Genomic DNA, 13,133 nt, shown 5'->3' with positions numbered 1-13,133 from the left:
GAGATAAAGCCGTTTGCCCAAACGCCAGTATTCATCTCACAATTATAGTGTAGATTATACAACAGTCTTTCCAACGCTTATCGTTTAATCTCGGTCTACTCAGGAAAACAAATTTATGAAGCGCTTTAAATGGCCTTTAATTCTACTTATTGGGTTGTTAGGTTGTTCAAAATCTACTCCTGATCCCGCTCTTAGCGGAGACACGAATGCGATGCTGAATGACCAGGCTTGGGGTGGGTTTTCCACTACCTGGAGAAATCCCAGTGACTCTTGTGGGATTAATACGATAAATCTGAGTATTGAAAATAAGCTACCTTATCCTAAAGCCCGCTTACAAGCTCCTGCCTTATGCGCAGGGTATTGTGGCGATCAAGCGCTTACGTTTCTTAGAATACCTCTGGCGGTTGGCGTGTACACTCTCTCAACCCCTCAACCTTGCCAGGCTAGTACGAATAAAGTTGGTGTAAGCTTTATGACATTAATTGGGGGCGATGTGATTCGCGATCAATACCAACTAGATTTAACTAAAACCGGAACGATCAAGATTACAAAGTATGACCCGCAAAGAGGTGAGATTGAGGGCACTTTCGAGGTGTCTTTAATCAGGGACAAAAGCAGACAAACCACATCCGATGCCGCAGAAACGGTCAATTTTCGAAATGGATTATTTAGGGCTAAGCTACTTTAAGTAATTTTCTAGACGGGCTAAAACAAACTCAATCTACCCTCTAACTTGCCTTAAAAATCAGTATCTGTCAGTTCGAAATTCTGCTTGACACGAATGGTGCCGTTTTCCTCCGTACCAGGAGCATAAATAATGCGTTCGGGTTGAATAGCCTTCTGCACATTACCAATGTCGCGCTTTCGGTTGGCGTTGGCGTCAATAATCAGTCGGACGCGGTAGAGGCCCGGTTTAAGCCGACCAAAACTGTAGGCTGGCGTTCCGTAAGCCGTTCGGATTACTTTGTATTTATCATCCAGCAACTCTACAATGAAGTTTTTTCCTGCTGAGCCAATGGTTGCTGGGCTAACATGCCCAGCAATCAGGCCGTAACTATCTTCCTCAGCAATGGTATATCTGGCAGAATATTTGGCCAACGTATCGCCCTGAACGCTAATAAATGAGCCTTTTTGCAATCGGAACAGCAGACTATCGCGCAGGTTGGTCGATTGTTTTATAACCAATCGGGAGTTGTTATTACTCCACGTCAGATTAGCTGGCGTGAGTGTAAAGGGTTTTGTGCTATCGGGCCCGATAATGATCAACTTTGTGTCGTAACGAAATACTGGCTTACTAAACACCAGGGTAAATTCCAGATTGTTGTCAATCGGTTCGCCTGCCGGAGGGCTTATCTGAACCGTCAGCGCGGATCGATTTTTGGCCCTCGTTTTCAGGGGAGAAAAGTAAATTCGTTCTCTAAGTTCGGTAACATTTCCAACCGAATCTTCAGCTACAATAGTGAGGTGTAGTGTATCGTCGGCAGCACGGTTGGCTGGTCGGAATAGGCGAATCATTTTAGGGTTTTCCAGAAATGACACCAGCGTATCACCTGTATAAGGAGCTTCAGTAATCGTTGTAGACGTTGCCGAGGTGGATACAGCCGTTGTTGAAACCCCAGTCGTGGATGTAGCTGTTGAGGAAATGGCCGACGTAGACACAGGTTTACCGTATCGCAATTTATAGCTGGCAATACCGCTACTTAGCTCTAATCCCAGTGTTTCGTCGGTTCGTTCGCGTCGGCTGATTCGTGGTTTACCGTATCCACGAAAGGCCACCATATTGATATCGCTATAATTTCGATTGAGATTCAGTACACTGTCACGAAAAGCAACCCGCTCCCCTGGCGTATTATTCACAAGATTCAAATCCTTATCGTCGAAGCCATACACTTTATAAGGTCCAGCCTTTACATTTTCAATGCGGAAATTGCCACTACTATCTGTCCGGGCAAAATATTGAGGACGTTTCCGGTTGATTGGCAATGTATCGGTAGATGCAAAAAGACCAACAACAAAGCCTAGCAGAGGTGTTCGACTTTCGTCGTCGACAACGTTGCCCGTTAGAAAAAGCGAGTCGATAACAGGGCCCGTACTGAACACAACTTTGGTATTTTTGGCAATATTTCGCTCCGTGATGTCCTTAATCCCATCCGCAAAATCAATGGTATAGGTGGTGTTGGGCAGGAACGGTTTATTAAAGTTCAATCGGAGGCCCTGAGGCAGCGATTTCACGACGAATGTATTGCTGTCCTGGGGCGTAATCGTAATTTTCTGCTGGAGGTTTTCGCTGTTCACATATTCGTCAAACTCCAGTTCAACGGTTTTTCCTTTATAATTTAATTGGCGGGCGGCTGGCATACTACTCACTAACTTTGGTGCCAATGTATCCTTCTTGCCGCCGGGCGGTTGAGCTACCTGAGCGCAGTTTTGGAGCAGAATCGGAAGAGCCAATAAGAAAATTACTACGAGGTGGCGAAGCGTCATGTTTGAATTAATCAGACTACAAAGGTAAACGTCCGTTTATCGTTAATCCGTACCGATTGACATAAAATGGATGGTGGCTTCGTTAGGTTGTATAGAAATTTAAGAAAAATTAACCGTTCATGACCCACCTTCGTTTTTATGTACTCATACTTCTTGTTGTATCGGCGGGATGGCTGTCGGGCTGTTCCAGTTCGGCAGATCATTTAGACGAACAAATTAGTGATGCGCTGGACGACAACACCATCGACGTAGCCGAAGCTGACGCCCTCCGGGTATTTGTAGCGCAGGAAAGCAAAGAGCTTGGTAAGGATAAAAAAACGGCAGCCCTGCTCACTCCCGATGGTAAACTCGATGAATCGGCTCTACTGGCCTATATTAAACGTAATCGTGTTTATCGTAAGTTAGCCAAAGACGGCAAAACGCCCACCGTAAATTTGTCGGGTACAGTGGCTTCTGGCAAGCCGTTACGCTTAAAACTCTATCTGGAAGCCAGCGGAAGCATGTTTCCTTACGACGCGCCTGGTGGAAACGGGGCTTTCAAGCGAACTCTCAACGATGTGCTGACCGAGTTCGATGCTGTCAATCCCGGTCAAGGCAAACTGTTCGTCGTGAATACTGAGGTCAATGACCTCGGCTTGTCGTTACCACAGTTCTTCAAGGAGAAAAATATATTTACGGTTGCTAAAACCAAAGGCAAGACGACCAGCACCGATTTCGAAGGGATTTTTACCGAAATCCTGCGTAATACATCCGGCGATGACTTGAGCGTTCTGGTCTCCGATCTGATTTATTCCGACCCTAATCTGACGGGTATGAGCGCTCAAAAAACGCTCGATGCAGCCAGCTCATTGCTCACAACGGTATTCAATCCCTACGCCAATACACACTCGATGCTGGTGCTGAAATTCAACGCCGACTTCGACGGGACGTATTATAGCTGGAACAATGCTAAGAAAAAATATGTGGGCGAACGACCTTATTATCTCTGTCTGATTGGCCGTAACGAAACCATCCAGCGACTTTATCAGGACCAAACTTATCAGACCATCCGGCGATTCGATCAATTGCCGGGCTTTGCCGATTCGTGGTTCTTTGGTCGCGATGAAAAAGCTGTAACCCCATTTTATACCGTGCTGGTCACTGATCCCGCTCGTAAAGGTCGTTTTAAACGGTCTGACGAAGAAGTTCGAAGCCACGCCAAAGCTGTTCACGCCCTTACGGATGTACAGCCTGACGTGACCGACAAAAGCCTGACGGTTCCGATAGCCGTAGATTTGTCAGCCTTACGTTTACCAGCCTCCTTATTGACCGATGCCAGTCAGTATGTTGTGGATGGAAAAGACAATTTCAAGGTTTCTGGTGTTCAGACGTATGCGGGTGCGAATGGTACAACTCACAAACTGTTGCTCACTACCGACAAACCTGCCCGAGGTGAACGTACTGCCACGATTCGGCTACGTCGGCAGTTTCCGCCCCGCTGGATTGCCAATACCAATACAACCAATGATGCAGAACCCGATGCAAATTCGACCTTTGGCATTCAAAACCTCTTACAAGGTGTCGAGCGCGCTTACAACCCAAATAACCAAACCGAATATTTTACACTTATTATCAATTTACAATGAGCGAAAGAGTGAATAAGCGAAAGAGCGGGCTGGCGATCCAGCGAAAAGCTGACGCGAATCTTCTTTCACTCATTCACTCTTTGGCGCTTTCACTCATTAAACCATGGAAGAATCACTCTATAACTTTTACAACCTGTTCGTTAACGGAGCCTTGCTCGAAGATTTATATCAGGAAGAATTGCTGTCGCCCCTAACCTGGACAGCTATCGGCCTTGCCTTTGTGGTGGCGTTTGCGTTCTACATCTGGCCATTCAACAAAGTAAGTTTCAGCGGTATGGGTAGCTGGTTGCTCATGACGGGTGTCAGTGCGCTATTACTGTTCATTATTACCCTGGTTACCTGCTATCAAAAAGCCAATCAGGACATTCCCCGCGACGAAGCCGATTCTAATCAGGGTACTTTGTTCGACCAGGGCATTAGCGTATTCCTGAGTTATGCATTCGAAATGGCTTTACTAACCGCTCTTATTTTCTTCATCATTTCGATGGTGATGAAAAATTTCAGTAAAAACGCGAAACACCGGCCCATGCTGTGGCCGTCGAAATAACTCTTTTTTTGTCATTCCGACGATAGGAGGAATCTCAAAGTTGTGTATTAATCAAGCTTGAGATTCCTCCTATCGTCGGAATGACAAAAGGAGCCTAACATTAAAAAAACATGGCTAAACTATTTGTCTTCGCCATTGGCGGAACTGGCTCGAGGGTGCTGAAAGCCCTGACGTTTTTGCTGGCCTCTGGCGTTAAATTGAACAATACCGACGAGGTGATCCCGATTGTGCTGGACCCCCATGCCACCAACGACGACCTCCTTCGAACCAAAGATCTGTTGCGTGAATACGGCAACATTCGCGCGGGCATGCAAACCAAACCAACCTCTGGTTTTTTTAGCACCGAAATCAAAACGCTTAATCGGTCAATCGGTGGCAATGCCACTATTGCAGATACCTATGTTTTTGAATTACAAGGCGTTCAGCAAGAGAAATTCCGGGATTATATCAATTACGAAGGATTGGATGGACCGAGCAAAGCCTTCGCCAGTCTTCTGTTTTCAGAAGAAAATCTGGAAACCAAAATGGACATTGGTTTCGTTGGCAACCCCAATATTGGCAGTACGGTACTGAATCAGTTCCGGTATTCCGATGTGTTTCAGGCATTTGCAGAAAACTTTGGTGCTAATGACCGAATCTTTATTGTCAGTTCTATTTTTGGTGGAACCGGCGCGGCAGGCTTTCCAATTTTGCTCAAAAACATTCGGGGAGCACAGGCGATTGGCCAGATTCCCAATCCGGCTTTCCTCACCAATGCGAAGATCGGTGCGGTATCAGTGATGCCGTATTTCAGCCTGACGACCAACGACAACAAGTTGATCGATCCGGCTTCGTTCATCGCCAAAACCAAAGCGGCTCTGAACTACTATCAGAAGGGCGTGAATCCATCCGTAAACGCACTCTATTACATTGGCGACGATCAGACGAAAGCCTACACGTACGACCCAGGCGCGGGCGGACAGAAAAACGAGGCCCATTTTGTGGAAATGGCGTCGGCGCTGGCCATCGTGGATTTTATGAATATGGACGATAGCAGTCTGGCCGTTACGAATGGTCGTCCTGCGAACCCAGTGTATAAGGAATTTGGCATTGAACAGGATGGCATCAGCATTCAATTAGGCAACCTTGCCGCAGCCACCAAGCAATTGATTAGCTTGCCCCTGTCGAAAATGGCGCTGTTCAGCACATACTTAAGTCAACGACTTCGGCAGGCGGCTGGCACGGTACAATGGTCAAAAGCCAATCCGACTATTTCAACCTCATTTCTGAATTCCGGCTTTTTCAATAGCGTCAAAAATTTCGATACGGCGTTCCGGCAATGGCTTTCCGAGATGCGCGAGAACAAGCGATCGTTTGAGCCGTTCCTGCTCGATGCGGGCAATCTCGGCCATACTGTACGGGGCTTCGAGCCGAAAAAGAAAGGCATTTTCGGTGGTGAGTCGGATGTGAAATTAGATATTGTGGACGACTTCGACCAGACGCTCAACAAAACCGCCGAAGGCAAAGCCTATGGCAGTGAAGCGGATAAATTCATACAATTATTTTCAGAAGGCACCGATCAGTTTGTCCGCGAACGACTGCCTAAGGTGATGGATTATTAAACTTTTCAGTCTGATTTTTTTGTCATTCCGACGATAGGAGGAATCTCAAAGTTGAGTATTAATCAAGCTTGAGATTCCTCCTATCGTCGGAATGACAAAAAGGATTTAGTCCTTTACTCATGCCAACAACATTCAGCTTACATAACCCTACCCCTGGCCTGCACTGGTACGTTAGCAAACCGCTTGGTACCGACCAGATAGCCGCTATCCGTGACCCGCAGGGTGGTCAGACAACGAAACAGCCGACATCTATTCCGAGTCCGTTTGCCCGGATGGATCTGGTGCGTTCGGCCTTTCTGAATCTGGCCCTTAAACCCGACCTTAGTGGTACGATGAACGACCAGCGTATCGTGTCGGATGCACTTGATGTAGGTGAGTTGTTTTTTAATTACGACAAACTTAAAACCTATGTCACAATCACCCCGTTCGACGTCCATACCGATCTCAATCGGTTGCGACAATCGACAAATCAAGGGCATAAACGACTGGGCGATGCGCTGAAACTGTTTCTGGATCAGGATGCGCCTGAATACAACTTTGGCGACATTAATCGACTTTTCGTACTCAGCTATCGGGGGCGAGTAGTTGGTGGAACTTCGCCAAAAACCTTGTTCTTCAGCTCGGGCAACGACCTGAGCTGGGTCGATGTATCGATGGGGAACGACCGGTTGTTCGATGCCTCAGTTTGCCCCCTGCACCAGCGCGACATTGAATACCAGAAATTCTGGTACGCGATTAAGCAGTTCATGCCCAACTTCCGCGACCGTTTCCGCGAAGTGGACGACTACCTGAATCGAAGCCGTAGTTTGTTGCAACAACAAAACCCGTCTATGTTCTATGAGCATATCGAGTCGCACAATGGGCAGCCGCTGTTGACACGCGAAAAATTCGATCAGGATTTTGATGAACTAACTACGGGGCCCGGTGACATTGTAGAAGTGTTAGGCTTCCCGCTTCGCAAGAAAAAGTCCGATGCCCGCGCCATTGACAAGGTCAGTGATTTTATCATCAAATCGGACAAATACGCCCGATTGAACCCGAGTCAACCGCGGCCAATGGCGTTGCAAAACCGCTTTTTCCGGCAGTTTACGTATGTGCCCCAGGCGCAGTGGAATTCGAATACACCCGTGCCTTATTACGCTCGCGAATCGTGGCGCGACAACCAGCGGCCACTGCCGGGCCAGCCGGGAAATTATCCCTGGCTGACGGTCAGCGACTTGCTGGAACCGTATTTAATTCGGCTTCCTTTCCCAACCGATCGGGGTCGATTCTTCGATGGAAACCTTCAAACACCCGCAACTGATAAAGGATTTCTGCTCCCGCTCAAAAAGGATTTCTTTGATTTCTTCGATGTCGATGATCTGCTCATGGGTCGCGTTCGGTTGAAAATGACTCCTCAGGCTGGCGGTATTAATGTTACGCTCGACATTCCCGTTACGGCTCCCAATCAACCCGGCAACCAGTTCGTCACTTTCGAACGACTTTATAGTCAGACAGTTGGCAGTTCTGGCGCGCCCAATGAACTAACAAACGAGGGAATAATTATTGAAAACTCGTTTACGGTCAATATTTATCCGTTTGTTCGGTCAGGCGCTGTAACTGTGCCCGCCGATTATCGGGTTCAACTCATCGAATCGGGTTTTGATAGCCAGAATCAGTATGAACTAACCTACTTCGGTCAGAAGAACAATACAGAAGTAAAAGTTGAATCGAAACACCAGCGCACGGTTCGCCAGCAGAATACGGACGGTTCGAGCGTGTATTATGTATTGCGTGAGGAATTCGATTATCTGCAAACCAATATTCGTGGCGACGGTCGCGAAATGAACGGCATTCTGGTTCCACGCTGGCAGGTATACAACGGTGGTAGTAAGCAGTTTGAATTCTCGGTAGATTTCGGAACGACCAACACCCACGTTGAATACAAAGTGGACGGTGGATCGCCCCGCCCGTTCGACGTAGCCGAACTGACGCCACAGGTCGCTACGTTGGTAGCTCCCGCACAGTACAATCCAGCCTTGTTCGAGTTGTTTTTGCTATATGACCTGGAATTTGTACCGCCAACCATCGGTCCCGGTCGACCAGACAATTTTCCGACACGCACGGCCATTGCTGAGCCAATGAACCTAAGTTTCAATCAGCAGACTCAGGCGCTTGCCGACTTCAATATTCCGTTCTACGTAGAGCGTCAACCAGCGGGTTCTAACCGCATTACGACCAACCTGAAATGGGCAAAAACCAGCGATCAAACTGAACGGCGGGTAGAGGCTTTTCTGGAAGAGTTGCTGATGCTCATTAAAAATAAAGTCTTAACCGAAGGGGGTAATTTAGCACAAACGACCGTTTACTGGTTCTTCCCGGCCAGTATGACTCCTGGTCGCGTGAGTCAACTCCGCGCCGACTGGCAGCTGCTTTATGATCGATACATTGGTGGAGCAGCTGGGCGACTACGTGAGGTGTCGGAGTCGGTAGCACCGTTTTACTATTATAAGCAAAACCCAACGTTAAGTGCCTCGGCCCGCCCCGTTATCAACGTGGATATTGGCGGTGGAACGTCCGACGTGGTCGTTTATGAACGCAACGAACCCAAGTTGTTGACCTCATTCCGGTTTGCGGGCAATGCCATTTACGGCGACGCCTTCAGCGAGTATGGTGCAGCCAGTCACAACGGGTTTGTGCGCAAATACGCCGACCGTATTCAGACGCTGCTAGACAGCCAGAGCCTCGGCAATCTGAGCGACAATAACCGACGAATTCTGGACACGAACCGCTCAGAAGACATTATGGCATTCTGGTTTTCCATCGAGAAAAGTAACGATGTGAAGGCGAAAAGCATGCTGTCATTCAATGGAATACTGGCCAAAGATGAAGATCTAAAAGTCGTATTCGTACTGTTTTACACGGCGCTGCTCTACCACGTGGCTCGGTTGATGAAACATCGGAATATTAGTCTACCGGGGGCCATTACCTTTAGCGGAACAGGCTCTAAATTGCTCACCATCATCAGTTCCGACGATCAGATGCTGGGCAAACTGACGAAGGCTATCTTCGAGAAAGTTTACGAGCAAACTTATGATACCAGCGGACTGACGCTATTTTATGAGCGTAAAGGGCCAAAAGAAGTAACCTGCAAAGGCGCACTTATGCAACCCACAAACAGCCGTCCGGTCGATACAGAGGCTATCAATTATGTGTATCCAGCGACCTTCAACGACGAGTTCCCAGCCCTGACCTATGCTGACCTTCGGAAGCCAGAAGTGATCGACTCGCTGCTCAAAGAAACCAATGCGTTTATCGACTTCTTCTTTGCGATCAACCAACAATTTAGTTTCGTACGGAATTTGAATGTATCGGCGAGGTCGTTGGTAACTGCACAACAGGAATTGCGGACACATCTGGATACATCGCTTATGGATGGTATTCAGCGGAAAGAGGGCGATGTAGCTGCCGAGTACAGCGGCATGACGGATGCCCTTGGCGCACCTATTGAAGAAACGTTGTTTTTCTACCCGCTCATTGGCGCTATTAACAAATTAGCGAATGCGCTGGCGTAGTATTGGGCAAGTTGCGTGCTTTGCTCTGCTCCGTGCTGTCAGATTCTTAAATCTGACAGCACGGAGCAGCTACTATCTGCCGTTAGTTATAAATGACTTAGATGATCGGCTACTTAACCTTCTTTTATGCTAAGACTATCTTTTATAAGCTTCTTCGCACTACTTACATCAGTAACATTCGCCCAAAATATCAACCAGTCGGCGGTTGATACGATGACTAAAGATGTGGCGATCGCTGTGTTTGCGAAGATTAATCAGCCGAAAGCGCAGGAAATCCATACTCAGTTGTTGAACTGTGGCGACGGTTGCGATCCCCAAATGATTATCCGTACGGTAGGCAGTTGGGATCAGGTTGGGGTGAAAATGCAGGAATTAAATGAGCTAAAAAATACCGCTCCTTTTATTGCAATGTCGCCAGAAGAAGCAAATGTGGCCATTCGGAAGCAACTGGCTGATTTCTACGCCCGTTACAAAGCCGACAATAACTATGGAAAACCCCTTAGCCCAGCCATTCAGACACGGATACTGGCTAAAATTGACCAGATGTTACCTCCGGCTGCGCCCGAACCAGTCCCAGCAGTTTCGGACAGCTCAACTGCTTCTCAGGTCTCACCAGGAGACGAAGCAGATATAGATCCGACAGTTTTTAAACAGGGTCAATTGGAGAGTCGGGTAAAAGAGGCAGAAGCCAAACAACTCTGGATGATGATCGTAGGTGGTATTGTTGGATTGCTGGTTGGCGCGGGAGCCATTTATTTACTGTTGTATCGGGCAGCACAGGCTGAAATCAACGCGTTACTGACGGAGAACAATCGATTATCAAATTCTTTAGAATCACTCCGGCGACCTACTAAACCCGTCAACGAAGTCAATTCTTTACGAGTCGATTATCGCCCAAAAGCGGATGCCTACGATAAGATTGTTGCCGAATTAGGCACAGACAATCCGCTGATGGCCATACGGCAGTTGAAACAGCAGTTTAGTAAACCAACGCCTAAGCCAGCACAGATTGAGCCCACCATACTACCCGAACCGGTTCAACTGCAGGAGCAAATTCCTTTTGTTCGACTACCAGATCCCATACCTACTCCTCCCCGTTCCGAAGTATTTTACTTCCCTCCACCCGATCCCAACGGTCAGTTCGATCTAGCGCAGAAATCGGACTCTCTATCGCCCGAATCAGCTTACCGCTTCAGCGTTAGTGCCGATAATCCGTCGGTAGCCTCATTCCGGTTTGAGGCTGAACCTGGTCGTGTAGCCCGGTTTCTGACCTATCGAAATTATATGATTGAACCCGCCTGCGAGAGCGAGAATAGCTATACCGCTGCATATACTCGCATTGCCATGCGTCAGGATGGTCAGGCCATACTCGACAATGGTGTTTGGCGCGTGAAAACGAAGGCGCTGATCCGGTATGAGTAATTATTGTAGGAGTTTCGCAACAAGCGGTGAAAAGCCGTGCCACGGTTATTACATGACGCTCAAATAAACCGTGGCACGGCTTTTCACCGCTTGTTGCGAAACTCCTATATTGTTATGCTCCACTGGGTTAACTGATTTGAACGAAATGATGAATACCTGATCAACTACTAGTTAGGGCTAACTATTTTCTCATCAAGCGATTGTCTTTAAATTGGGAGACTTTTTGAACAAGCGTCCAACTCATAGTTAGTGGTTTTCTAACTATCCACTCAAACATCATCTGGCGAAATGGCAAGGTCTGTTTACGTCTCTAGTCAATTATTGGCTTCTCGATGGGTGTTTTTCGGGTGGATAGGCTTTGTTTTATTAATTCCCAATTCGCTCTATGCGCAATCGTCGGTGGAGCGAACGGTTCAGCAACTTACTAAAAGCGCCGACAACGAATCTGATCCTGCGAAAGCCGAAGCCCTTTATACAAAAGCCCTACAACTGCTTCCTAATGCTGATGCGGTTCGCATTGGGCGAGCTATTGTTCGTGGTCGGCTTGGACGCTATGCAGAAGGTATTGCCGATGCCACAGCCGCTATTGCGCTAGTCGACACAGCTGCTCGCTATTATGCGCAGCGGGCTTATTTACTAGTTCAGATAAGCGAATATGATCGTGCAGCCTTTGACTATAGTCGTGCCATTCAACTCAAACCTAAAGAAGCTACTTACTATAGCGGACTGAGTTACTGCCGAGTTAAACAAAATCGTCTTGCCGAAGCCCTGACGACCGCTCAAAAAGGCATCGACCTAAATCCTAACTCACCTTATCCATACCGAAATCGGGGTCGGGCGAAGCTCTACAGTGGTAAACCCGATGAGGCTATCGCCGATTTCCAGCGTAGTCTGGACCAACAGCACGGTGAAGCCTACCGTGTATTAACCGACCTTGGTGAAGCGTACGAACTAAAAAAAGACTACGCCCATGCAGCTGATTATTATACCAAAGCGCTGGCTCAGAAACCGGGTTACCCGGATGCCGAAGTACGTCAGCAGGGGTTACTTAAACAGGGTTTATTACCTTCAAAAACAAGCGGAATACCGAATACCGGCGTTACAAAACCTGCCGAAACAAATGCTGTCGCGTCTACATTCACTGGCAAACGAGTGGCTTTGGTGATTGGAAATTCTGAGTATCTAAACATTGCACCTCCTCTTCAGGATCAGCCCATAAACGATGCTAAAGCCATAAATACCCGACTTCGGGAATTAGGATTTTCGTCTATCATCGAGACAAACACGGAAGAAAAAACGCTTCGGGACAAGCTCAACGATTTTTACGAAACCGCTACTGATGCCGACTTAGTTTTCTTTTATTTCGCCGGGCACGGTCTGCAATACAATGGGGCCAATTACCTGCTCCCAACTGACATTGAAGTACATCCAACCATACCCAAACGATACGATGAAGATCTCACGAAACACGCCTTTTTGATCACGACACTGATTGAGCAATTGCAAAAGAAAAATCCACGATTCTGTGTCATTGTGCTCGATGCCTGCCGCGAAGACCCATTAAAAAACGTCAAAGCTCCAGTCGATGGTGCCGATGGAATGCCTCGTTTTACTCCTCCACCCTTTACACCCATTGTTGTGGAGAATTTCATCCGAAACTGCTGTGTGGCGCAGGCAACGACTGCCGGAAACCGCGCCTGGAACGGGCCGGGCCGCAATGGATGTTATACGGAAGCCCTATTGCGTCATCTAAAAAAAGGACACACATTAGAACAGGCGCTGAAAAGTGTGCGCAGCGAAGTACTCGAAACCTCGCAGAAGGCAGGCACGTTACAACGACCCGAATACCTGAACCAGACCACCGACGAGCTTATTTTCTGATGATTCCTCTACCTGACTC

General features: G+C 47.7%; 8 protein-coding genes. 7 read left to right on the top strand and 1 reads right to left on the bottom strand.

Annotated elements, in window-relative coordinates; translation table 11 throughout:
• Positions 1–115 precede the first annotated feature (115 nt).
• Positions 116–688, top strand: coding sequence for a hypothetical protein (locus GO755_RS13895; RefSeq protein WP_157585695.1), 573 nt, complete (start codon positions 116–118; stop codon positions 686–688).
• A 50-nt stretch (positions 689–738) separates the two neighbouring features.
• Here the strand turns inward: GO755_RS13895 and GO755_RS13890 are convergent, their stop codons facing one another.
• On the bottom strand, positions 739–2,484 hold the full coding sequence (locus GO755_RS13890; protein ID WP_157585693.1) for an Ig-like domain-containing domain: 1,746 nt from the start codon (positions 2,482–2,484) through the stop codon (positions 739–741).
• Between the two features lie 119 nt (positions 2,485–2,603).
• Here GO755_RS13890 and GO755_RS13885 point away from each other — a divergent pair, with 119 nt between their 5' ends.
• The 6 genes from GO755_RS13885 (at position 2,604) to GO755_RS13860 (ending at position 13,114) form a co-directional block, all read left to right on the top strand.
• Positions 2,604–4,109: a hypothetical protein gene (locus GO755_RS13885; RefSeq protein ID WP_157585691.1), complete on the top strand. Its 1,506-nt coding sequence runs from the start codon at positions 2,604–2,606 to the stop codon at positions 4,107–4,109.
• A 103-nt stretch (positions 4,110–4,212) separates the two neighbouring features.
• Positions 4,213–4,656, top strand: coding sequence for a hypothetical protein (locus GO755_RS13880; protein WP_157585689.1), 444 nt, complete (start codon positions 4,213–4,215; stop codon positions 4,654–4,656).
• Positions 4,657–4,766: 110 nt separating this feature from the next.
• Entirely contained in the window at positions 4,767–6,257 is a 1,491-nt protein-coding gene (locus GO755_RS13875; RefSeq protein WP_157585687.1) for a hypothetical protein, read from the top strand.
• 119 nt (positions 6,258–6,376) lie between these two features.
• The gene (locus GO755_RS13870; RefSeq protein WP_157585685.1) at positions 6,377–9,811 is read left to right on the top strand and encodes an acetate and sugar kinases/Hsc70/actin family protein; all 3,435 of its coding nucleotides are present in this window, start codon (positions 6,377–6,379) and stop codon (positions 9,809–9,811) included.
• Between the two features lie 126 nt (positions 9,812–9,937).
• Complete coding sequence (locus tag GO755_RS13865) at positions 9,938–11,233, top strand: hypothetical protein (RefSeq protein WP_157585683.1); 1,296 nt, start codon at positions 9,938–9,940, stop codon at positions 11,231–11,233.
• Positions 11,234–11,521: 288 nt separating this feature from the next.
• Positions 11,522–13,114, top strand: a complete 1,593-nt coding sequence (locus GO755_RS13860; protein WP_157585681.1) for a caspase family protein — start codon at positions 11,522–11,524, stop codon at positions 13,112–13,114.
• The last annotated feature ends 19 nt before the right edge of the window (positions 13,115–13,133 follow it).

Origin of the sequence: Spirosoma arboris (genome assembly GCF_009754945.1) — a bacterium.
In the GTDB taxonomy this organism is placed as follows: domain Bacteria; phylum Bacteroidota; class Bacteroidia; order Cytophagales; family Spirosomataceae; genus Spirosoma; species Spirosoma arboris.
Note: the sequence above shows the minus strand (reverse complement) of the source record. Positions and strands in the feature narration are given on the sequence as shown.